The organism is Pseudomonas sp. CC6-YY-74, from assembly GCF_002025205.1.
GTDB classification, from domain to species: domain Bacteria; phylum Pseudomonadota; class Gammaproteobacteria; order Pseudomonadales; family Pseudomonadaceae; genus Aquipseudomonas; species Aquipseudomonas paeninsulae.
In genome coordinates this window covers 4,387,424-4,407,885 of record NZ_CP019947.1, presented here as the reverse complement: position 1 = coordinate 4,407,885, position 20,462 = coordinate 4,387,424, and the positions used below count along the sequence as shown (strand labels likewise).

Below are 20,462 nucleotides of genomic sequence, written 5' to 3'. Positions count from 1 at the left end.
GGGAATCCTCTTTTATCGGGCAGCCCCGGAGGGCCAGCTCTCTATCGGAAAAGTCTTTTTCTGCTCAGCGTGCCGCTACCGGCCACCCCGGGCGGCACGGCAGGCCCGCGCTCCGCAGCCATAGGGCAGATGGTCGTGACTCGCGAAGAGGCACGCACGCGGAGGCGGCCAGAAAAGGTGTGAAACGCATGCAAGCTTCCTTCTTATTGTTAGGGTTTCTGGCGGGCCTCCCGCCAGAAACTGGGTGCTACCTATGGCTTAACGCCCCGATTTCACCTTGGTCCAGCTACGCGTCATCGCGCGCTGCACTTTCGGGCTCAGTAGGCTGAAGGCATACAGCTTCTTCATCACGTCTTCGGATGGGTAAATACCCGGGTTGTTGCGAATGTCCTCCGACACCAACGGTTTGGCGGCGCTGTTGGCGTTGGGGTAGGCCACGTAGTCGGAGATCGGTGCGATCACTTCCGGGGTGAGGATGTAGTTGAGGAAGGTATAGGCCTCCTCGGAGTTCTTGGCATCGGCCGGAATGGCCATCATGTCGAAGAAGGTGGCGGCGCCTTCTTTCGGAATCGCATAGGCCACCGGTACGCCGTTCTTCGCTTCCTCGGCGCGGGCCTGGGCCTGGAACACGTCGCCGGACCAGCCAACCGCCACGCAGATGTTGCCGTTGGCCAAATCGGAGATGTACTTGGAGGAATGGAAGTAGGTGATGTACGGACGGACTGTCAGCAGCAATTCTTCAGCCGCCTTCACATCTGCCGGGCTTTTCGCGATCGGATCCTTGCCCAGGTAGTGCAGCGCGGCGGCGTAAATTTCCTCCGGCGCATCGAGCATGGAAACGCCACACGCCTTGAGCTTCTCCATGTTCTCCGGTTTGAACACCGCGTCCCAGGAGTCGATCTTGTCGACACCCAGTGCAGCCTTGACCTTGGCCGGGTTGTAGCCAATGCCGGTGGTGCCCCACAGGTAGGGGAAGGCGTACTGGTTACCCGGATCAGACTTTTGCAGAGCGTTTAGCAGGTCCGGGTTGAGGTTTTTCCAGTTCGGCAACTTGGCCCTGTCGAGCTTCTGGAACACGCCAGCCTTGATCTGCTTGGCGAGGAACTGGTTGGACGGCACCACCACGTCGTAGCCCGAGCGGCCGGAAAGCAGCTTGGCTTCCAGGGTTTCGTTGCTGTCGAAGACGTCGTAGACCACCTTGATGCCGGTTTCCTTCTCGAAGTTGGCGATGGTGTCTTCGGCGATGTAATCCGACCAGTTGTAGACGTGCAGTACTTTGTCCTCGGCCTGCGCGGCACCCGCCACCGCCCCGGCGAGGGACAACGCGAGAAGGGTTTTGCCGAATATATTCATGCGTACAGCTCCTGTTGTTGTAAAAATTTTCCGGAACATGCGCAGCCTGGCGGCACCACCTTCCGGTGAGCCAAACCAACGCACTGGCCCAGTCTGGCAAGGTCGCGACCCGCTTTACAACGTTCAGCGTAGCCCGCTGAACGTGATAAAGAGCGACGTGTTTCAGCCAGCAAGTTGCGCGGCGGTCAAGTCGAGACACTGACGCGCCTTGTCTACCAGTTCGTCGATCTCGGCCTTGCTGATGACCAGCGGTGGCGACATGATCATGGTGTCACCCACGGCGCGCATGATCAGACCGTTGTCGAAGCAGTGACCACGACAAATCATCCCGGCACCCGCCTCGCTCGGATAGCGCTCACGGGTGGCCTTGTTCTTCACAAGTTCGATCGCCCCGAGCATGCCGACACCGCGCACTTCACCCACCAACGGATGGTCGGCCAGTTCACGTAGACGCTGTTGCAAATAGGGTGCCGTTTCGGCCTTGACCCGCTCGATGATGTTCTCTTCGCGCAGGATGCGGATATTTTCCAGCGCCACCGCCGCCGCCACCGGATGCCCGGAGTAGGTGAAACCGTGGTTGAAGTCGCCGCCCTGGTTGAGCACTTCGACGATTTCGTCGCGCACGATCAGGCCGCCCATGGGGATGTAACCGGAGGTCAGGCCCTTGGCGATGGTCATCATGTCCGGCTTGAGGCCGTAGAAGTCGCTGCCGAACCATTCGCCGGTGCGACCGAACCCGCAGATCACCTCGTCGGCGACGAACAGAATGTCGTACTTGGCGAGAATCTCGCGGATGCGCGGCCAGTAGCTGTCCGGCGGGATGATCACCCCGCCAGCGCCCTGGATTGGTTCGGCGATAAAGGCGCCGACATTGTCCTCGCCGACTTCGAGAATCTTTTTCTCCAGCTGCTCGGCAGCCCAGATACCGAACTGGTCCGGGCTCATGTCGCCGCCTTCGCCGAACCAGTAGGGTTGAGCAATGTGCTCGATGCCCGGAATCGGCAGATCACCTTGCTCGTGCATGAACTTCATGCCGCCGAGGCTGGCGCCGGCCACGGTCGAGCCGTGATAACCGTTGATGCGGCTGATGATGACCTTCTTCGCCGGCTGGCCCTTGATCGCCCAGTAATGGCGCACCATGCGCAGCATGGTGTCGTTGCCTTCGGAACCGGAGCCGGTGAAGAACACATGGTTCATGCCGGCGGGGGCGATCTCGGCGAGGGTCTTGGCCAACTCCAGCACGGGCGGGTGAGCGGTCTGGAAGAACAGGTTATAGAAGGGCAGTTCTTTCATCTGCTTGCTGGCGGCATCGGCCAGCTCGTCACGGCCATAACCGATGGCCACGCACCAGAGACCGGCCATGCCGTCGAGGATCTTGTTGCCTTCGCTGTCCCATAGGTAGACGCCATCGGCCTTGGTGATGATGCGCGGGCCGCTCTCCGCCAGCTGCTTGAAGTCGCTGAACGGCGCCAGGTGGTGGTCACGGCTCATGGCCTGCCACTCAAGAGTTTGCGGGTTGCTTGCTTGCTTCGTCATATCCACCTCAAAAATGTATGCCATCAGCGGGTGCCGCGGGCCTCGCGCCCTGGCCCCCGTTCGCTCAAACCGAGAGCAGCAGGAACTCGCGCTCCCAGGAACTGATCACTCGCTTGAAGTTTTCGTGCTCGGCACGCTTGACCGCCACGTAACCACGGATGAATTTTTCGCCCAGGTATTCTGCCGCCGCCTTGCAGGCCTCCATCCGCTCCAGTGCGTGCTCGATGGTGATCGGCAGGCGCAGATTGCGCCGCTCGTAACCCCGGCCCTGGACCGGCGCACCCGGTTCAAGCTGTTCCACCATGCCCATGTAACCGCACAGCAGCGAGGCGGCCAGCACCAGATAGGGGTTGGCATCGGCGCCGGGCAGACGGTTTTCCACTCGCCGGTTCTGCGGCGTGGCTTCCGGTACGCGCAGGCCGACCGTGCGGTTCTCTTCGCCCCACTCGACGTTCACCGGCGCCGAGGTATCCGGCAGGAAGCGGCGGAAGGAATTGACGTTGGGGGCGAACAGCGGCAGCAGTTCGGGGATGTATTTCTGCAAGCCGCCAATGTGCTGCATAAACAGTTCGCTCATGCTGCCATCGGCATTGGAAAACAGGTTTTGCCCGGTTTTGATATCCACCACACTCTGGTGAATATGCATGGCGCTGCCCGGCTGGTCGGTGATCGGCTTGGCCATGAAGGTCGCCGCCACGTCATGCTTGAGCGCCGCCTCGCGCATGGTGCGCTTGAACACGGTGATCTGGTCGGCCAGGTGCAAGGCCTCGCCATGGCGGAAGTTGATTTCCATCTGCGCCGGGCCGTCTTCGTGGATCAGGGTATCGAGATCCAGCCCCTGGATTTCACACCAGTCATAAACATCTTCAAACAGCGGGTCGAATTCGTTGGCCGCATCGATGGAGAACGACTGGCGACCGACTTCCGGACGACCGGAGCGGCCCATCGGCGCTTCCAGCGGGAAGTCCGGGTCGCTGCAACGCTTGGTCAGGTAGAACTCCATCTCCGGCGCAACGATGGGCTTCCAGCCTTGGTCGGCATAAAGCTTGAGCACGTTCTTGAGAATGTTGCGCGGCGACAACTCGATCGGATTGCCCTGCTTGTCGAACGTATCGTGGATCACCATGGCGGTCGGCTCGATGGCCCACGGCACCAGAAACACGGCATCGGCATCGGGACGGCAGAACATGTCGATGTCCGCTTCGTCGAGCAGGTCGTAATAGATGTCGTCCTCGACGTAGTCGCCGGTGACGGTCTGCAGCAGCACACTCTCTGGGAGGCGCATGCCCTTCTCGTCGAGGAACTTGTTGGTCGGCGAAATCTTGCCCCGGGCAATGCCGGTGAGATCGCTGATCATGCATTCAACTTCGGTGATTTTGCGTTCTTTAAGCCAGCTCGAAAGCTGGTCCAATTTGCTGCTCATAGAGACCTCGGGGTTGGTTAGAGCCGACTTATATATAGTCGGCTCAGCACAGTCCCGCCCTCTTCCTGCAAGCCTCACCAAAGGCCTGGAAGATGGCGAGATAATTCGGGTTGGATTGCACCTGCCACTCGGGATGCCATTGCACCCCCAGGGCGAAGCTTGGCGCACCTTCGACGGAGAAGGACTCGATCAACCCGTCAGGCGCCAGTGCTTCGACTCGAAGGCCCGGCGCCAGACGCTCAACACCCTGACCATGAATGGAGTTGACGGCAATTTCGCTCGGCAAGCCAAGCCCCGCGAGAATGCCACCCGGCTGCACCCGCAACAGGTGGCGTGGGGTATATTGCACATCGAGGGGCTCATCTGGCAGCTCGCGGTGATCGAGCATGCCTGCCACTTCATGCACCTTTTGCTGCAGGGTGCCGCCGAAGGCCACGTTCATCTCCTGAAAGCCGCGACAGATGCCGAGCACGGGGACGCCTGCCTCGATGGCCTTGCGGATCAGTGGCAACGTGGTGCGGTCGCGTTCGGGATCGTGCGCAGTACCGGCCTCGCTGACCGAGCCGCTATAATGATGCGGCTCGATATTCGACGGTGAGCCGGTGAACAGCAGACCGTGCAGATTTTCCAGCAGGGTTGGCTGATCAATCAGTTCGCCCAGCGCCGGAATAATCAGCGGCAAGCCGCCAGCTCCGATCGCGATGGCACGAACGTATTTGTCACCTGTTATATGGTGAAGATGCAGACCCACCTGCTTGGAGCAGGCGGTAACGCCGATCAACGGCAGGCGCGACATGAGACACCCGTTTTATTGCTGTTAGTGGGTTGAAACGGAGCTTAGCCTTGTTCATTTTTTTACACAATAGCCATGTAAAAAATTGTACACACCCCAATGAGCACCGCGCCAGCCATGGCTCCGCGGGAGGTGGCACTGCCCTGAAACGCCCTAAAAACGGCCTCAATGCGCTTTTTTAGCGCAAAACAAACCACCCTTGACAGGGCTCTAGGTTTAAGATTGACTCAGCTCATCGCAGTTCAATGATTGATATTTTTAACAATAAAGGTGTTGCATCATGTCGGTACCCCCGCGTGCCGTTCAGCTTAACGAAGCGAACGCGTTCCTTAAGAAACATCCTGAGGTCCTGTTCGTCGACCTTCTCATTGCAGATATGAATGGAGTGGTGCGCGGCAAGCGCATCGAGCGTGCGAGCCTGCACAAGGTTTACGAACGCGGCATCAACCTCCCGGCGTCTTTGTTCGCTCTGGATATCAATGGCTCGACAGTGGAAAGCACTGGCCTGGGCCTGGATATCGGCGATGCCGACCGTGTCTGCTACCCCATCCCCAACACCCTGTGCAATGAACCCTGGCAGAAGCGCCCTACCGCGCAACTGTTAATGACCATGCACGAAATGGAAGGCGAGCCGTTCTTTGCCGACCCACGGGAAGTGTTGCGTCAGGTGGTTGCGAAGTTCGACGAACTGGGCCTCACTATTTGTGCCGCTTTCGAACTTGAGTTCTACCTGATCGATCAGGCTAATGTGAACGGTCGACCGCAGCCGCCGCTCTCGCCGCTGTCAGGCAAGCGGCCGCACTCGACCCAGGTCTACCTGATCGACGACCTCGACGAGTACGCCGAATGCCTGCAAGACATTCTTGAAGGCGCGAAAGAGCAAGGCATCCCGGCCGACGCCATCGTCAAGGAAAGTGCCCCGGCGCAGTTCGAGGTCAACCTGCACCACGTCGCCGACCCGATCAAGGCCTGCGACTATGCGCTGCTGCTCAAGCGCCTGGTGAAGAACATTGCCTACGACCATGAGATGGACACCACCTTCATGGCCAAGCCGTACCCGAACCAGGCGGGCAACGGTTTGCATGTGCACATCTCGATTCTCGATAAGGACGGCAAGAATATTTTTGCCTGCGAAGATCCCGAACAGAACGATGCACTGCGTCACGCCATTGGCGGCGTGCTGGAAACCATGCCGGCTTCGATGGCCTTCCTCTGCCCGAACGTCAACTCGTACCGCCGTTTCGGCGCTCAGTACTACGTGCCCAACTCGCCATGCTGGGGTATCGATAACCGCACCGTCGCCCTGCGGGTGCCGAATGACACCGCCGATGCCGTGCGCATCGAACACCGGGTCGCGGGCGCGGATGCCAACCCCTACCTGCTACTGGCGGCAGTGCTGGCGGGTGTACACCACGGCCTGACCAACAAGGTCGAGCCAACGGCACCGGTGGAAGGCAACTCCTACGAGCAGAACGAGCAAAGCCTGCCGAACAACCTGCGTGATGCCCTGCGCGAGCTGGACGACAGCGAGATCCTGGCGCGTTATATCGACCCGAAATACATCGATATCTTCGTCGCCTGCAAGGAAAGCGAGCTGGCCGAGTTCGAGAACTCGATCTCCGACCTCGAGTACAACTGGTACCTGCACACCGTGTAAGCACTACCCGACGCCGGCCTTGAGCCGGCGTCGTTTTATCCAGCTGCAACTGCCAACGACCTTATCAGCCGCGCGCGCAAGCCTGCGGCGGGATAGTGCTGCGCAGAATTCAGCTGAGGACGCTCGCCGCACTCATCCAACGGCCGCGCCGGCTGGCGTGGACGCACCGTCAAGGAGAAACCCATGCTGCGCCTCTGCACTGCGCTACTGCTCGCCCTGCTGCCGATACTGGCCCACTCCGCGCCAGCGGACCCGCGGGAGAAGGCCGAGGACAGCCTGCGCGTATACAACTGGAACGACTACATCGCCCCGCAAGTGCTGAAAGACTTCGAGGCCAAAACCGCTATCCGCGTCGAATACCACACCTTCAGCAGTGCCGAGGAAATGCATGCGGCGCTCAATGGGAGCGAGGCCATCGACATCATCGTGCCCTCGCACAATGACCTGCCACGCCTGATCAAGGGCGACCAACTGCAACCCCTGGATTTCAGCCTGCTGGCCAACCGTAAACACCTGGACAAACAACTGCTGAGCAAGCTCGCGGCGGTCGACCCGGGTAACCGTTACGCGGTCCCTTACTTGTGGGGCGCGGTTGGCCTGGCCATCAACACCCCGCAGGCCGAAGCCGCGTTCGGTGGCCCGCTACCCGATAGCTGGAGCCTGTTGTTCGACGCCGAACAGAGCACGCGTCTGGCCAGTTGTGGCATCAGCGTGCTGGATGCGCCGGACGAAACCCTGTCGTTGCTGCTCAACTATCAAGGTCGCAGCCTGACTCGCAGCGCACCGAGCCGCATCGAGCGCGCCAGCCGTGTGCTCGACGGCCTGCGCCCCAACCTGCGCTACGTCGACAGCGAGCGTTATATCGATGACCTCAACAATGGCCGCCTGTGCGTAGCCATGGCCTGGGTCGGCGACGCCCTGGCTGCCGCCGATGCCGGCCAGCCGGTGCGTTTTCTGGTCCCGGATGAGGGTTCGGTACTGTTCATCGACAACCTGGTGATCCCGCGCAACGCCCGCCGCGCCGACCTTGCCCATCGTTTCATCGACTACCTGATGCAGCCCGAGGTCGCTGCGCTGATCACCACGGAAACCCTCTACCCCAGTGGCAACGCCGATTCCAAGGCGTTCCTCGACGTGGCGCTGCGCACCCAGCCCGGCCTCTACCCGAATGCCGAGACCAAGCGCCGCCTGCATGCCCAGGAGGCGTTACCAAAAAAGCACAGGCAGGCCCGCGATCGGGTGTGGCCGCGCTTTCGCGACGGCGCCCCGTCGCTGTAGGGCCGGCCGGCGCATCGCTGCAGCCCTCCGCGGGAAGTGCTGGGCTTGAAGCGGAACGCCGCCCGGTCCAGCCTACGCGGCGGCCATAGGCGACGCAGCCGACTTGCCTGCACCCCACCGGCTGGCGTCCAATAGCACGTCCCTTGCCGAGATGATCGCCATGCAGCGTAGCGCCACCGCCCGCAAACCCCGCGCCAGCAGCCAGGCACGAATTACCGTGATCCTCGCCGCCGCCCGCGCGCTGCTCGCCGAGCAGGGCGCGGCCAACCTGTCGATCTACAGCGTGGCCGAGCGCGCGGCCATTCCCGCGTCCTCGGTCTACCACTTCTTCGCCAGTGTGCCGGCGCTGCTCGAAGGCCTGACCGCCGACATCCACGCCGCCTTTCGCGCCAGCCTGCAGGCGCCCATCGCGCATGCCGAACTGCGCGACTGGCGCGATCTGTCACGCATCGTCGAGCAGCGCATGCTGGCGATCTACGCCGCCGACCCCGCGGCGCGGCAACTGATCCTCGCCCAGCACGGTCTGAGCGAGGTGACTCAGGCCGACCGCCAGCACGACATCGAACTGGGCCGGTTGATGCACGTGCTGTTCGAACGGCACTTCGCCCTGCCGGCACTGCCGGACGATGTCGATGTGTTCGCCCTGGCCATGGAACTGGGCGACCGCGTCTATGCCCGCTCGGTACAACTACACGCCAGCATTACCCCGCGCCTGGCCGAAGAAGGCATGCGCGTGTTCGACGCCTACCTGGGCCTGTACCTGCCGCCTTATCTGCCGAAACGCGGGGCAGCGTTGTAGTCGAAGCCAATTAACCGATATTTATCTGCATAAAAAACGAGATAAATCCAAAAAAACACAAAATACACTTTTAAAACGGATTTTTATCGATTATAAAGTCACCCAACCGCCCACCGACACGGCATCGTCATCGGTCGTCTGCTAGCGTGTAACGACCACCGTTCATTGCCCCTACGAGGTGTTTCCATGTCCCGCATCGTCACCGTCGCCGCGACCCAGATGGCTTGTTCCTGGGATCGCGCCGCCAACATCGCCAACGCCGAGAAACTGGTGCGCCAAGCGGCGGCCAAGGGCGCACAGATCATCCTGATTCAGGAATTGTTCGAAACCCCGTACTTCTGCCAGAAGCCCAACCCGGACTACCTGCAGCTGGCGACCACGGTGGCAGCCAACGAGGCCATCGCGCACTTCCAGAAGGTCGCCAAGGAACTGCAGGTGGTGCTGCCGATCAGCTTCTTCGAGCTGGCCGGACGCGCGCGTTTCAATAGCATCGTGATCATCGATGCCGACGGCAGCAACCTGGGGATTTATCGCAAGAGCCACATCCCGGATGGCCCTGGCTACCACGAGAAGTACTACTTCAACCCGGGCGACACCGGTTTCAAGGTGTGGAACACCCGCTACGCCAAGATCGGCGTGGGCATCTGCTGGGACCAGTGGTTCCCCGAGTGCGCGCGCAGCATGGCCCTGCTCGGCGCCGAGATTCTGTTCTACCCGACCGCTATCGGCACCGAGCCGCATGACCCGACCATCACCTCGCGCGAGCATTGGCAGCGCGTGCAGCAGGGCCATGCCGGCGCCAACCTGATGCCGCTGGTGGCGAGCAACCGCATTGGCCGCGAAGACCAGGGCGATTACCACATCAACTTCTATGGCTCCTCGTTCATCGCCGACCAGTTCGGCGCCAAGGTCGAAGAGCTGAACCAGACCGAAGAAGGCGTGCTGGTGCACAACTTCGACCTCGATCAGCTGGAGCATACACGCAGCGCCTGGGGCAGCTTCCGCGACCGCCGGCCGAACCTCTATGGGTCGATCAATACCCTGGACGGCGAAATGCCGTCGGCATAATTTGCTGCCGCGTAGGATGGGTTGAGCCGCGCAGCGTCGATACCCATTGATGGGTATCGCTACGCTCACCCCATCCTACGGCCTGTGCGTAGCCCGGATGCAATCCGGGAGTCCTCTGGAACGATCACCCCGGATTGCATCCGGGCTACAGGTGAATCATGACCATCCTCAATAGCACCCCGCGCGCCGACGGCTTCCGCATGCCGGCCGAGTGGGAAGCCCACAGCCAGACCTGGATGGTCTGGCCCGAGCGTTCGGACAACTGGCGCCTCGGCGGCAAGCCGGCGCAGAGCGCCTTTACCGCGGTGGCCAAGGCCATCGCCGAGTTCGAGCCGGTGACCGTCTGCGTCTCGGCGGGGCAATACGAAAACGCCCGCGCCCGCCTCGACCACGGCAACATTCGCGTGCTGGAAGTCAGCAGCGACGATGCCTGGGTGCGCGACACCGGGCCGACCTTCGTCACCGACCAGCAGGGTGACGTGCGCGGCGTCGACTGGAGCTTCAATGCCTGGGGCGGTTTCGATGGCGGCCTGTACGCGCCATGGCAGCGCGACGACCAGGTGGCCAGCAAGATCCTCGAGATCGAGCGCTGCGCGCGCTATCGCACCGAGGGCTTCGTCCTCGAGGGCGGCTCGATCCACGTCGACGGCGAAGGCACCCTGATCACCACCGAGGAATGCCTGCTCAACCGCAACCGCAACCCGCACCTGGATCGCGCACAGATCGAAGCGGTGCTGCGCGAACACCTGAGCATCGACACGGTGATCTGGCTGCCGGACGGCTTGTTCAACGATGAGACCGACGGCCACGTCGACAACTTCTGCTGCTACGTGCGCCCCGGCGAAGTGCTGCTGGCCTGGACCGACGACGCCAGCGACCCCAACTACCCGCGCTGCCAGGCCGCCATGCGCGTGCTGGAACAGGCGCGCGATGCCAAGGGCCGCCAACTGATCGTGCACAAGATGCCGATCCCCGGCCCGCTGCATGCCACAGCCGCAGAGTGCGCCGGAGTCGATCTGGTCGCCGGCAGCCAGGAGCGCAGCCCCGCCGTGCGCCTGGCCGGCTCCTACGTCAATTTCCTGATCGTCAACGGCGGCATCGTCGCGCCCAGCTTCGACGACAGCCAGGACGAGCAAGCCCGCGCCATCCTCGAACGGCTGTTCCCCGAGCACCGGGTGGTGCTGGTGCCGGGCCGCGAGATCCTCCTCGGCGGCGGCAACATCCACTGCATCACCCAGCAGCAGCCGGCGCCGCAACGCGCTTGAGCGAATCCGGGCAGGCGCGGGCTCCCCGCCCTCGCCTGCCCGGCCACCAGCCGAGGATTTGCCATCCGACAGCCCTGGCTCCGGTGTTACTCTGGCGGCCATGAATCCGAACAAGCCGGCTCCACATCTCAGTGACGAGAACCACACGCTGACTGACAGCGAACATATAATTCAGGCCCTCTGCGCCGGAAGAAACAAACGTGCGCGGAAGTATCTCAGCCGCATGCATCCGGCCAAGATCGCCGCCATGCTTGAGAGGCTTGGCGCCGAGCAGCGCATGGCGCTGTGGCAACAGATCGATCCCGCACTCGAAGGGCGCATCCTGCCCCACCTGAGTATCGAGTTGATCAGCCAGCTGGTCGGCGACTCGACGGACACGACTCACCCCAGGCCAGAACAGGAACACGCCCACGGCAGCGCCAACCACCTGGAGGCCGTGCGCGATGCGCTGAACCAGAAGAAGCTCAAACGGGTCGGCAAGATTCTGCAGCGCATGCACCCGGCCAAGATCGCCGGGCTACTCGAGTCGCTGCCGCCGGTAGAACGCCGTAGCGTATGGAGCATGGTCGACACCGACCGGGCCGGTAAAGTCCTGACCTTCCTGCACGATGAAATACTCGTCGCCCTGGCACTCGAGCTTGACCTTGAGGACCTGATCGCCTCGGCCGAGTACCTCGAACTCGATGACCGGGTCGACCTGATCCAAACCTTGCCTGGTGAGTTGGGCAATAAACTGTTGTACGCCAGCAGCGTCAGCCAGCGTAAGCAGCTTGAGGCGATGCTGTCCTATCCCGAGGACTCCGCCGGCGGTTTGATGAACGCCGACGCCATCCAGATCCGCGCCGATGTCCAAGTCAGCACGGTGCTGCGCTATCTGCGTCTGCTGGAAAAGCTGCCACCACAGACCGACATGCTGATGGTGGTCGACCGCAAAGGCCATTACCAGGGTGGCCTGCGCCTGAGCAGCCTGGTCACCGCTGATCTGGAGCGCCCGGTAGCCGAGTTGATGAACCGCGATATCGGCGGCATCGCGGTGACCCGCAAAGGTAACGAAGTTGCCCAGCTGTTCCAGGACTTGGACCTGCTGTCCGCGCCGGTGGTCGACGAGCACAACCGGGTGCTCGGCCGGATCACCGTCGACGACGTGGTCGATCTGATTCGCGAAGATTCGGACCGTGCCTTGATGCAAATGGCAGGTCTCGATGACGAAGCCGACATGTTCGCACCGGTGCTGGTCAGTTCACGCCGGCGTGCAGTGTGGCTGGGCATCAACCTGGTCACCGCTTTCAGCGCCGCCTGGGTGATCGGCCTGTTTCAGGCGACCCTGGAGCAACTGGTGGCACTCGCCGTACTGATGCCCATAGTGGCGAGCATGGGCGGTATCGCCGGCAGCCAGACCCTGACTCTGGTGATCCGTGGCCTGGCTCTTGGCCAGCTGCAGAAAGGCAATATTCGCATCCTGCTCAATCGCGAGCTGGGCATCTCCATCCTCAACGGCCTGCTCTGGTCGGTGGTGATCGCCCTGCTCGCGGTGCTGTGGTTCGACGACTGGGGCATAGGCGCCGTGCTCGGCGTCGCCATCCTGGTCAACCTGTTGTGCGCGGCACTGGCCGGCTGGGGCATCCCGCTGATTCTCGAGCGCATGGGCATCGACCCGGCGCTGGCCGGCAGCGTGATTCTGACCACGGTGACCGATGTCATCGGCTTTTTCGCCTTCCTCGGCCTGGCCACGCTGTTTTTGCTGTAACTGACTGAGCGCAGCGCTTGCGCAACGTCACCGCAGGCGCTTTTGCTGGCGGGCTGTCGCTGCGCTCCGAGGCCGCCCTACCCGCAGGCAGTGCACCGTGATTTATCGCCGCGGCACTGATCTTGGCGGTTTGTCGCTGCGCTCCGAACGGAGCGCCGCCCGAGCCGCCCGACGAATTTGCAGCAGTTATAGCAGGCGAGCGTTTTCCACAAGCGCTCAGCGCTACCCTCGCGTCCGGGCGCGCCGTGTGCTCAGCGGATCGAGTGCGCACAGTGCCTGGTACTGGCTGACGAACACCTGCCCACCGAAGCGCTCGAGGAAATCCGAGCGGCGTAGCTGATCCATCACCGGCCCCTTCACTTCCGACAGGTGCAGCTGCACTCCAGCCGCATGCAGGCGCTCGACGCTGGCGTCCAGGCTTTCCAGGGCGCTGGCATCGATCAGGTTGACCCCCGGGCACATCAGCACCAGATGGCGTACTTGCGGACGCGCCGCGATCAGCTCGCCGATGCGCTCTTCGAGAAAGCGGGCGTTGGGAAAATACAGGCTCTCATCGACCCGCAACGACAGTACGCTGGCACTCTGCACCACGTCGAAACGCTCGATATTGCGAAAGTGCTCGCTGCCCGGCAGCTGACCAACCACCGCCACATGCGGGCGGCTGGTGCGCCAGAGGAACAGCAGCAGCGACAAGCCGACGCCCATCAGGATGCCCGTCTCCACGCCGAGCAGCAGCACCCCGCCGAGAGTCGCCGCATGCGCCGCGCCGTCCTGGCGGGAATAGCGCCAGGTGCGGATCAGCGCCTTGAAGTCGACCAGGCTGAGCACCGCGACGATGATGGTCGCGGCCAGCACCGCCTGCGGCAGGTTGTACAGCAGCGGGGTCAGCAGCAGCACGCTGAGGGCGATACCGCCAGCGGTCAGCACGCCGGCCATGGGTGTCTGCGCCCCGGCATCGAAGTTGACCACCGAGCGGGAAAAGCCGCCGGTGACCGGGAAGCCACCGCTGAAGGCCGCCGCCAGGTTGGCGCCGCCCAGGCCGAGCAGCTCGTTGTCCGGATCGATGCGCTGACGCCGCTTGGCCGCCAGGGTCTGCGCCACCGATACCGACTCGACGAAGCCGACCAGGCTGATCAACAGCGCCGCCGGCAACAACTGCAGGGCCAGGTTGTAGTCCAGGGTCGGCAGGGTTAGCCCCGCCAAGCCCTGCGGCACTGCGCCGACGACCTTGACTCCGGCCTGCTCCAACTGCAACAGGCCGACCACCAGGATCGATACGATGATTGCCAGCACCGGACCAGTCTTGGCCAGGTTACCGGCCAGGTTCGCCTCCAGGCCCAGGCGCATCAGGAGAGGCTTGAGGTGGCCGCGCACCCACCAGAGAAACAGCAGGCTGCAGACACCGATCAACAGGGTCGCCCCGTGCACCGCCGACAGGTTGTGCAGCAGCGCTGGCAGCAGCTGCTGGAGGGTCTCGCCGGCGGCGGAAATACCGAGGATATGCTTGAGCTGGCCGACCGCGATGAGAATCCCAGAGGCGCTGATAAAGCCGGAAATCACCGGATGACTAAGGAAGTTGGCGACGAAGCCCAGGCGCAGCAGGGCCATGCCGGCGAGCAACAGTCCGGACAGCAGCGCCAGCAGCATGGCCGCACCGACATACTCGGCGCCGCCGGCGGGGAATAGCGGCCCCAGGGCGGCAGCGGTCATCAGCGACACCACCGCCACCGGGCCGACCGCCAGGGTGCGGCTGGAACCGAACAGGGCATAGGCCAGCAGCGGCAGGATGCTGGCATACAACCCGGTCACCGGCGGCAGGCCGGCGAGCATGGCGTAGGCCAGGCTCTGCGGAATCAGCATCAGGGTGACGATCAGCGCCGCCAGGCCATCCTGCGCGGCGGTGGCGCGGTTGTAACGCCGCCCCCAGTCGAGGCAGGGCAGCCAGCGGCGCAGGCTCATTGCGCTGGCGCCCGATCGATACAGCCTGCGCTCGGCGCATGCATGGCCAAGGGATCGTGCGACAGGCCAGTTGGCAAGACCATCAGCATCGCCTCACAGTACATCAAGAGGGATTTTCAGGTAGCGGGTGCCATTGTCCTCAGGCGGCGGTAGCTGCCCGGCCCGCATGTTCACCTGCACCGCCGGCAGAATCAGGGCCGGCATGCCCAGGGTCGCGTCACGCGCGCGGCGCATGGCGACGAACTCATCCTCGCTGACCCCCTCGTGTACATGCACATTGTGCGCACGCTGCTCGGCCAGCGTGGATTCGTTGAGGAACTCCTCGCGCCCCGCCGCCTTGTAGTCATGGCACATGAACAGGCGGGTCTGCCCCGGCAAGTCGAACAGCTTGCGAATCGAGCGGAACAGCACCCGGGCGTCGCCACCGGGGAAGTCGCAGCGAGCGGTGCCGTAATCGGGCATGAACAGGGTATCGCCGACGAAAGCCGCATCGCCGACCACATAGGTCAGGCAGGCGGGAGTATGCCCGGGCGTATGGATGACCCGCGCGGCGAGGTTGCCAATCTGGAAGCACTCCCCGTCGCTGAACAGGCGGTCGAACTGACGGCCATCGGTGGCGAACTCGCTGCCGGCATTGAACAGCTTGCCGAAGGTGTTCTGCACCGCGGTGATCTGCTCGCCGATGGCCAGTTGACCGCCCAGCTCACGTTTGAGGTAGAGCGCGGCAGACAGGTGGTCGGCATGCACATGGGTTTCCAGCAACCAGTCGACGCTCAGCCCCTGTTTGCGTACATAGGCAATCAGGCGGTCGGCATTCTCGAACGAGGTGCGCCCGGCCGCCGGGTCATAGTCGAGCACCGAGTCGACGATGGCGCAGCGCCGGGTCGCAGGATCGCTGACCACATAGCTGTAGGTGCAGCTGGCAGGATCAAAAAAAGCTTCGATGTGTGCTTGCATACTAACGGCCCTCCTTCGCATACCTCAGGGGTGTTGAGTTGGGCGCCGCAAGCGCCCGGCATGACCGCATCGGCCAACAGCCTCAGGAGCGTTTGCAGGTCTTGATACCCAGCAACGAATACGCCGGGCATGTACGCAGCAAGCCGGTAGCCAGTGGCACGACGCCGATCCAGCCCCACAGGCCGATAGCGCCACTCACGCTCAGGCCGATCAGTATCAAGCCGGCGGCGATGCGCAGGCTGCGGTCGATGGTGCCAACATTGGCTTGCATGATGAACTCCAGAGTTACAGGCTGCGCCGGCGTTCCAGCGCGGTGAACAGCAACATCCCGGCCAGCATGGCCGGAACGAAAACGATGATCTGCCAATGGCCGCTGAACAAAATGGCCAGCGCCGGCCCCGGACAGATTCCGGCAATCCCCCAACCGATGCCGAACAGCAGACTGCCGCCGATCAGGCGCGGATCCAGCTCGCGCTTGGACGGTATTTGCATCGGCGCGCCCAGCAACGATTGCGCACGCCCCTTGGCCCAGGCCAGCGGCCCCGCGGCGACCGCGATGGCGCCAATCATCACCAGCGCCAACGATGGATCCCAGGCACCGGCCAGATCGAGGAAGCCCAGTACCTTGGCCGGATTGGCCATGCCGGCCAGCAGCAGGCCAATCCCGAACAGCACACCGGCCAGCAACGCACTCAGCTTGCGCATGTTCAGCCTCCCAACAGATGACGTAGGACAAATACCGTGGCGAAGCCGGCGACCATGAAACCGAACGTCGCCACCAGCGAACGCGGCGATAGCCGGGAAACGCCACAGACGCCATGGCCACTGGTACAGCCGGAGCCGTAGCGGGTGCCCACACCGACCAGCAGGCCGGCCACCAACAAGCTTAGCCAACCACTCTGAAACTCGATCGTCGGCAGCACGCTGAACAGGCCCCAGAGCAGCGGCGCCAGCAGCAGGCCGAGGAGGAACATGGCCTTTTCCGCCCGCCCCTCGCCGCCCTCCAGCACCGAGCCCAGCAAACCGCTGATACCCGCGATGCGGCCGTTGCACAGGACAAACAAACTGGCCGCCAGGCCGATCAACGCACCGCCCGCGAGAGAGCTCCAGGGCGTGAAACTCAACCAGTCGATAGTGAGCCCACCTACAGCGGTGCCATCGATACTCATGCGGTTTCTCCTGCGCAGAACAACTGATACAGCGTATTGATCACCGCCAAGGCGGCCGGGCTGCTGATCCGGTAGTGGATCTGCTTACCTTCGCGACGGGTTTCCACCAACCCGTCACGCCGCAATACCGCCAACTGCTGCGACAGCGTCGGTTGCTGGATACCGAGTAGGCTTTCCAGCTCGCTAACATTGCGCTCGCCTTGCGATAGCTGGCAAAGCAGCAGCAGGCGATCGGAGTTGGCCAGAGCCTTGAGCAACTGCCCGGCCGCAGCGGCGTTGGCGCGCAACTGCGGGATATCGAGTGTCTGTTCGGGAGCGTTCATGGGCGGCCTCAATTAAACTAAAAACAATATGTTCTTTTATATATTATTCTGCAAGCAGAAATCCGGAGCAGCTCTGTCCTGGCGAGATCTGGCTGGTGATGGCACCCGCATTAAAACGCCGCGGATTGCCCCCCCTCTCGTAGGATGCGCTTGAGCGCAGCGATACCCATCGCCGATCAATCGCCGCTACGTAGCCGGATTAACCCGGGCGCAATCCGGGACCCACGGTATTCAACGTTAACGAACGGCTACACCTCCATGAAAAAGCCCGGAACAGAGTCCGGGCTTCTTGGTGTTTCACCGCTGAACAGGATGCAACTGCTCAGCTGTGCTCGGCAGCCCCGCTAATCACGGGGCAGCGGTCAGAACAACGGCAGGGTGTAGCTGACGATCAGGCGGTTTTCGTCGAGGTCATTGGTGAAGTTGGAACGCACCATCGCATTGCGCCAGCGCACGCCCAGATTCTTCAGCGCGCCTTCCTGGAAGACGTACATCAGCTCGGTGTCGCGCTCCCATTCCTTGCCATCACCGGCAGCGCCCAGGTCGACATTGTCGCCGGTCAGGTAGCGGGTCATGAAGGTCAGGCCGGGGATGCCGACGCTGCCAAAGTTGAAGTCGTAGCGCGCCTGCCAGGACGTCTCGTCCTTGTTGGCGAAGTCACTGATCTGCACATAGTTGACCAGGAACGGGTCGGTGCTGGTGGCCAGGTAGGCGAAACCGGTGTCGCCGCTCATCTTCTGGTAGCCGAGGCCGACGCTGTGCCCTGCCAGGCCATAGATGAGCATCGCCCCCAGCGCCTTGTTGTCGACGTTGCTGCGGCCATCATCGGTGGAGCGCGCGTAACGCAGATCGGCCTTCAGGCTCTGAGCTTCGCCCAGCGGCAGCACATGCACCAGGTTGAAAGAGTTCTGCTTGTACAGGTCTTCCAGGTTCGAGTAGTAGTACGCGGCCGTCAGGTCCTTGGTGACCTTGTAGTTGCCGCCGAGGAACTGGAAAGAATCAGTAGTCTTGTCGCCGGTAACAGTGATGCCGCGCCGACCGCCAGTGGTCATCGACAGGTCTTCGAAATCGCTCGAGTTACGATTATTGACCTCGGTGATATAACCGCCATCCAGGGTCAGGCCTTCGATTTCCTGGGACAGCAACTGGCCACCCTTGAATACCTGCGGGGTCAGGCGGCTGTCGCTGGAGGCGATGGCCATGTTCTTGAACTGCATGCTGCCGACACGCAGGGTGGTCTTGGACAGCTTGACCTTGCCAGCCACTGCCAGGTCGGAGGAATAGTCCTGGGAACCGCCCGAGCGGTCGGGTACCAGCAGGTCGCTGCCAGCGGTGCCGCCGCCGGAGTCCAGCTTGAAGCCGAGCATGCCGATGGTGTCGATACCGAAACCTACGGTGCCCTCGGTATAGCCGGAGTCCATGCGCAGAATGAAGCCTTGGGCCCACTCTTCGCGCTTGCTCTGGCTGGCCCCGTCCTGACGGAAGTCACGATTGAAATAGAAGTTGCGCGCTTCCAGGCTGGCCTTGCTGTCCTTGATGAATTCAGCGTTGGCGACTTGGCTCAGGGACAAGCCCAGGGTGCCGGCAGCAATGGCCAGCGCCAGGGAGGTCTTTCTCATTATGATTTTCTCCAGTGTTTTAAGGGTGACACTTCGGCACGGGCGCAGGCTTCGACCACGAAGAGGCAGGCACGCACCGTATTGGTTGATTCACCCCAGCGGGCCTCGCCAGATGGACAGCCGAACAGGCGCCAGAGCAAGCGGGTCAACGCTGGGGCGAACAAAAATCAGGGGGGCGCGGTGCCGCGCAGAGCAAATGTCAAAGGAGCAGGCGGATCGTCAGCCAAACGGAAGAATGTCATCGGCGGTCTCTTCATTTTTATTGTGTGCCGGCCCTGCAGGCCGATCGGTGCGTCGAAGAGCCTAAGGCAGTTACTGTGCCAGTCTCCCACCTCAGAGCGGCAACACCTCTAGCGCGGTACTTTGGCTGGAGCACGCGGACTCCATTGCAGAGTCGCAGGAAGAACAAATAGGCGGATTATCGCCGACCACAAGCGCGCAAACGGCGGATTTTCGCCAAGCGCGCCATGCCCCATCAGTCGAGCACGATCTGATTCTTGCCTTGGCGCTTGGCCTGATACATCGCCGCATCGGCGCGCGCAAAGAGCATATCCAGGCTCGAGTCGTCCCCACGCAAGCTGGTCAACCCCTGGCTCACCGTGATGCCAAACGCCGTCTGCTGGTGACTGAAGCGCAAACGCTGCACCTCTCGCTGCAAGCGCTCGGCGACCTGCTCGGCCAGCGCTGACTCGCAGCCCGCAAACAACGCCGCGAACTCTTCACCGCCGATGCGGCCGAACAGATCACCACTGCGCACCACCAACGCGCCGCAACTGGCCAGGCGCTGCAATACCTGGTCGCCCATCTGATGACCGTAGCGGTCGTTGATCTGCTTGAAGTCGTCGATGTCGAGCAACAGGAAGGCCAATGGACTGCCAAACTGGCGGGCGTGCTCGAACTCACGCTGGGCACACTCGAAGAAGTGCCGACGGTTGCAGCTCTGGGTCAGCACATCGGTGGTCGCCAGGCGATGCAGTTCGCCTTCCAGTTGCTTCTTGTCGGTGATGTCTTCGGCCATGCCGACGATGATCTGCGCCTGCCCAGCCGCACTCGAGCGACTGATAAAGCATTTGTCGCTGAGCCAGCGCAACTGCCCGTCGGCCCGAATGATGCGGTACTCGCGGACTTCCTCCGCCCCGGTTTCCAGGACCTTGGCCAGGCTCTCGGCGGCGTATGCCAGGTCGTCCGGGTAGATGCTGTTGCGCCATTCGCCGTAATCGGCCAACAACAACGCGGCAGAGCGGCCAAAAACCCGCTCGTAGGCCGGGCTGACGTAGATCACCCGCTGCGCCTGCCAGTCGAACGCCCAGAGCACCGCGTTGACGCTACCGAGCAGGGTGCTGAAGAGCCGCTCGCGCTCACGCAGGCGCGTGACTTCGGCACGACTGTGCAGCAGCGCCAGGGTCAAGTCTTCCAATTGCTGCGTTGAGTTGCTGCGTTCGTCCATAACAACCGCCAGCCTGGTGAGTGTTGGAGCTATCAGCGCAGCATAGTGGGTGGCGGTCGCGGAAAACAA

General features: G+C 62.5%; 18 protein-coding genes. 6 read left to right on the top strand and 12 right to left on the bottom strand.

Features of this window, described 5'->3' with window-relative positions:
• Positions 1 to 258: 258 nt before the first annotated feature.
• From B2D37_RS19950 to B2D37_RS19935, 4 genes are all read right to left on the bottom strand, one after another.
• Positions 259 to 1,353 (bottom strand): extracellular solute-binding protein, encoded by a 1,095-nt coding sequence (locus tag B2D37_RS19950; protein ID WP_079204341.1) that lies wholly within the window; start codon positions 1,351 to 1,353, stop codon positions 259 to 261.
• 162 nt (positions 1,354 to 1,515) lie between these two features.
• The gene (locus B2D37_RS19945) at positions 1,516 to 2,889 is read right to left on the bottom strand and encodes an aspartate aminotransferase family protein (RefSeq protein WP_079204340.1); all 1,374 of its coding nucleotides are present in this window, start codon (positions 2,887 to 2,889) and stop codon (positions 1,516 to 1,518) included.
• Positions 2,890 to 2,953: 64 nt separating this feature from the next.
• Complete coding sequence (locus tag B2D37_RS19940) at positions 2,954 to 4,312, bottom strand: glutamine synthetase family protein (protein ID WP_079204339.1); 1,359 nt, start codon at positions 4,310 to 4,312, stop codon at positions 2,954 to 2,956.
• 43 nt (positions 4,313 to 4,355) lie between these two features.
• On the bottom strand, positions 4,356 to 5,108 hold the full coding sequence (locus B2D37_RS19935; protein ID WP_079204338.1) for a gamma-glutamyl-gamma-aminobutyrate hydrolase family protein: 753 nt from the start codon (positions 5,106 to 5,108) through the stop codon (positions 4,356 to 4,358).
• Positions 5,109 to 5,385: 277 nt separating this feature from the next.
• Here B2D37_RS19935 and B2D37_RS19930 point away from each other — a divergent pair, with 277 nt between their 5' ends.
• From B2D37_RS19930 to mgtE, 6 genes are all read left to right on the top strand, one after another.
• Positions 5,386 to 6,762: a glutamine synthetase family protein gene (locus B2D37_RS19930; RefSeq protein ID WP_079204337.1), complete on the top strand. Its 1,377-nt coding sequence runs from the start codon at positions 5,386 to 5,388 to the stop codon at positions 6,760 to 6,762.
• A gap of 183 nt (positions 6,763 to 6,945) precedes the next feature.
• Complete coding sequence (locus B2D37_RS19925) at positions 6,946 to 8,040, top strand: extracellular solute-binding protein (RefSeq protein WP_079204336.1); 1,095 nt, start codon at positions 6,946 to 6,948, stop codon at positions 8,038 to 8,040.
• A 160-nt stretch (positions 8,041 to 8,200) separates the two neighbouring features.
• Positions 8,201 to 8,839 (top strand): TetR/AcrR family transcriptional regulator, encoded by a 639-nt coding sequence (locus tag B2D37_RS19920; RefSeq protein ID WP_079205050.1) that lies wholly within the window; start codon positions 8,201 to 8,203, stop codon positions 8,837 to 8,839.
• Between the two features lie 186 nt (positions 8,840 to 9,025).
• Positions 9,026 to 9,907, top strand: coding sequence for an N-carbamoylputrescine amidase (gene aguB, locus B2D37_RS19915; RefSeq protein WP_079204335.1), 882 nt, complete (start codon positions 9,026 to 9,028; stop codon positions 9,905 to 9,907).
• A gap of 158 nt (positions 9,908 to 10,065) precedes the next feature.
• Entirely contained in the window at positions 10,066 to 11,172 is a 1,107-nt protein-coding gene (gene aguA, locus B2D37_RS19910; protein WP_079204334.1) for an agmatine deiminase, read from the top strand.
• Between the two features lie 223 nt (positions 11,173 to 11,395).
• Positions 11,396 to 12,919 (top strand): magnesium transporter, encoded by a 1,524-nt coding sequence (gene mgtE / locus B2D37_RS19905; RefSeq protein WP_079204333.1) that lies wholly within the window; start codon positions 11,396 to 11,398, stop codon positions 12,917 to 12,919.
• A 222-nt stretch (positions 12,920 to 13,141) separates the two neighbouring features.
• Here mgtE and B2D37_RS19900 read toward each other — a convergent pair whose 3' ends face one another.
• The 8 genes from B2D37_RS19900 to B2D37_RS19865 all read right to left on the bottom strand — a co-directional run bounded on the left by B2D37_RS19900 (position 13,142) and on the right by B2D37_RS19865 (position 20,393).
• A complete protein-coding gene (locus B2D37_RS19900) occupies positions 13,142 to 14,878 on the bottom strand; it encodes a SulP family inorganic anion transporter (protein WP_079204332.1) in 1,737 nt (578 codons plus the stop codon).
• Positions 14,879 to 14,971: 93 nt separating this feature from the next.
• Positions 14,972 to 15,835: an MBL fold metallo-hydrolase gene (locus B2D37_RS19895; RefSeq protein WP_079204331.1), complete on the bottom strand. Its 864-nt coding sequence runs from the start codon at positions 15,833 to 15,835 to the stop codon at positions 14,972 to 14,974.
• An 82-nt stretch (positions 15,836 to 15,917) separates the two neighbouring features.
• Positions 15,918 to 16,106: a DUF2892 domain-containing protein gene (locus tag B2D37_RS19890; RefSeq protein WP_079204330.1), complete on the bottom strand. Its 189-nt coding sequence runs from the start codon at positions 16,104 to 16,106 to the stop codon at positions 15,918 to 15,920.
• Positions 16,107 to 16,120: 14 nt separating this feature from the next.
• Positions 16,121 to 16,540 (bottom strand): DUF6691 family protein, encoded by a 420-nt coding sequence (locus B2D37_RS19885; RefSeq protein WP_079204329.1) that lies wholly within the window; start codon positions 16,538 to 16,540, stop codon positions 16,121 to 16,123.
• Positions 16,541 to 16,542: 2 nt separating this feature from the next.
• Complete coding sequence (locus B2D37_RS19880; protein ID WP_079204328.1) at positions 16,543 to 17,004, bottom strand: YeeE/YedE family protein; 462 nt, start codon at positions 17,002 to 17,004, stop codon at positions 16,543 to 16,545.
• Entirely contained in the window at positions 17,001 to 17,327 is a 327-nt protein-coding gene (locus B2D37_RS19875; RefSeq protein ID WP_079204327.1) for a helix-turn-helix transcriptional regulator, read from the bottom strand. The genes B2D37_RS19880 and B2D37_RS19875 overlap by 4 nt, the downstream gene beginning before the upstream one ends.
• Before the next feature lie 362 nt (positions 17,328 to 17,689).
• On the bottom strand, positions 17,690 to 18,946 hold the full coding sequence (locus B2D37_RS19870; RefSeq protein ID WP_079204326.1) for an OprD family porin: 1,257 nt from the start codon (positions 18,944 to 18,946) through the stop codon (positions 17,690 to 17,692).
• Between the two features lie 475 nt (positions 18,947 to 19,421).
• A complete protein-coding gene (locus tag B2D37_RS19865; protein WP_079204325.1) occupies positions 19,422 to 20,393 on the bottom strand; it encodes a sensor domain-containing diguanylate cyclase in 972 nt (323 codons plus the stop codon).
• Positions 20,394 to 20,462 lie beyond the last annotated feature (69 nt).

Bases quoted from the DNA above. Each gene is read 5' to 3' on its own strand.
- B2D37_RS19950 (WP_079204341.1), bottom strand. From the start codon at position 1,353: ATGAATATATTCGGCAAAACCCTTCTCGCGTTGTCCCTCGCCGGGGCG.
- B2D37_RS19945 (WP_079204340.1), bottom strand. From the start codon at position 2,889: ATGACGAAGCAAGCAAGCAACCCGCAAACTCTTGAGTGGCAGGCCATG.
- B2D37_RS19940 (WP_079204339.1), bottom strand. From the start codon at position 4,312: ATGAGCAGCAAATTGGACCAGCTTTCGAGCTGGCTTAAAGAACGCAAA.
- B2D37_RS19935 (WP_079204338.1), bottom strand. From the start codon at position 5,108: ATGTCGCGCCTGCCGTTGATCGGCGTTACCGCCTGCTCCAAGCAGGTG.
- B2D37_RS19930 (WP_079204337.1), top strand. From the start codon at position 5,386: ATGTCGGTACCCCCGCGTGCCGTTCAGCTTAACGAAGCGAACGCGTTC.
- B2D37_RS19925 (WP_079204336.1), top strand. From the start codon at position 6,946: ATGCTGCGCCTCTGCACTGCGCTACTGCTCGCCCTGCTGCCGATACTG.
- B2D37_RS19920 (WP_079205050.1), top strand. From the start codon at position 8,201: ATGCAGCGTAGCGCCACCGCCCGCAAACCCCGCGCCAGCAGCCAGGCA.
- aguB (WP_079204335.1), top strand. From the start codon at position 9,026: ATGTCCCGCATCGTCACCGTCGCCGCGACCCAGATGGCTTGTTCCTGG.
- aguA (WP_079204334.1), top strand. From the start codon at position 10,066: ATGACCATCCTCAATAGCACCCCGCGCGCCGACGGCTTCCGCATGCCG.
- mgtE (WP_079204333.1), top strand. From the start codon at position 11,396: ATGCATCCGGCCAAGATCGCCGCCATGCTTGAGAGGCTTGGCGCCGAG.
- B2D37_RS19900 (WP_079204332.1), bottom strand. From the start codon at position 14,878: ATGAGCCTGCGCCGCTGGCTGCCCTGCCTCGACTGGGGGCGGCGTTAC.
- B2D37_RS19895 (WP_079204331.1), bottom strand. From the start codon at position 15,835: ATGCAAGCACACATCGAAGCTTTTTTTGATCCTGCCAGCTGCACCTAC.
- B2D37_RS19890 (WP_079204330.1), bottom strand. From the start codon at position 16,106: ATGCAAGCCAATGTTGGCACCATCGACCGCAGCCTGCGCATCGCCGCC.
- B2D37_RS19885 (WP_079204329.1), bottom strand. From the start codon at position 16,540: ATGCGCAAGCTGAGTGCGTTGCTGGCCGGTGTGCTGTTCGGGATTGGC.
- B2D37_RS19880 (WP_079204328.1), bottom strand. From the start codon at position 17,004: ATGAGTATCGATGGCACCGCTGTAGGTGGGCTCACTATCGACTGGTTG.
- B2D37_RS19875 (WP_079204327.1), bottom strand. From the start codon at position 17,327: ATGAACGCTCCCGAACAGACACTCGATATCCCGCAGTTGCGCGCCAAC.
- B2D37_RS19870 (WP_079204326.1), bottom strand. From the start codon at position 18,946: ATGAGAAAGACCTCCCTGGCGCTGGCCATTGCTGCCGGCACCCTGGGC.
- B2D37_RS19865 (WP_079204325.1), bottom strand. From the start codon at position 20,393: ATGGACGAACGCAGCAACTCAACGCAGCAATTGGAAGACTTGACCCTG.